Consider the following 228-nt stretch of genomic DNA (forward strand, 5'->3'; position numbering starts at 1 on the left):
CGATGGGGCTATAGCTCAGCTGGGAGAGCGCCTGCTTTGCACGCAGGAGGTCTGCGGTTCGATCCCGCATAGCTCCACCATCTTTACTGCAACAAACCAAGAAAACTTCAGAGTGTACCTGAAAAGGTTCACTGCGAAGTTTTGCTCTTTAAAAATCTGGATCAAGCTGAAAATTGAAACGACACACTGTTTCATTTCTCCGTAATAAGAAATGAAAAGCGGTGTGTT

General features: G+C 45.6%; 1 tRNA gene. It reads left to right on the forward strand.

From position 1 onward, the window contains the following. The first annotated feature begins 4 nt into the window (after positions 1–4). Positions 5–80, forward strand: a tRNA-Ala gene (locus tag ACU8YC_RS28930). Positions 81–228 lie beyond the last annotated feature (148 nt).

This window comes from Citrobacter sp. VF227 (assembly GCF_052950715.1).